Genomic DNA, 651 nt, shown 5'->3' on the forward strand with positions numbered 1-651 from the left:
ATCGATTGGTCTTAGTATTGGCCCGCCCTCTACCAAACTGTCTTTTGAGGGAGAAATCAACCCGAGCATGGTCGGGGCATGTGTTTGGCAATTTCAGCGATTGTTGCGACAGGCAAATTATCACCGAATTGATATTGTTGAAGATGATGAAACATTCAAACAACTTTCCCTATTGAGTAAAGGTATTCTTTACAGTCAATTAAACATTGGTCTATTTTTGGCTGAACAAAAAGACACTTTCGACCAAATTTTAGACATTTTTGAACGAAGCTCCGCTGGCTTGGTCGCCTATACCTTGATTAACGGAGATGACAATATATTAGCTGAATGGACGCGATTGTTGATCCCCGAAGCTTTAGGTCCGCTATTGTCTACATTAGTATCTGAACCTAAAACTTTTAATATAGTTGAGACAAATGACGATCGAATAAAAATCGAAAAAGATGAAGCATTACTGATGCAACAATTGGCGCTGTGTAAAGTGATTCATTGGCTTGGTAATGAGCATATCATGAGTGCAGAGCAAAAAGCCGCAACCAGACAAATGCAAAAAGCGCTTGAGAGAATGAACCCTAACAGCAAAGTATCAAAATCAGATGATGTGAAAAAGCATGATTTCCTTATCAACAGACAAACCATTTTAAATTTCAT

At 38.6% G+C, this 651-nt stretch carries 1 pseudogene; it reads left to right on the forward strand.

Features of this window, described 5'->3' with window-relative positions:
* Nucleotides 1-651, forward strand: a pseudogene (locus tag CTN01_RS22585) (hypothetical protein); the annotation flags it as partial.

Origin of the sequence: Photobacterium angustum (assembly GCF_003026365.1) — a bacterium.
Taxonomy (GTDB): Bacteria; Pseudomonadota; Gammaproteobacteria; order Enterobacterales; family Vibrionaceae; genus Photobacterium; species Photobacterium angustum.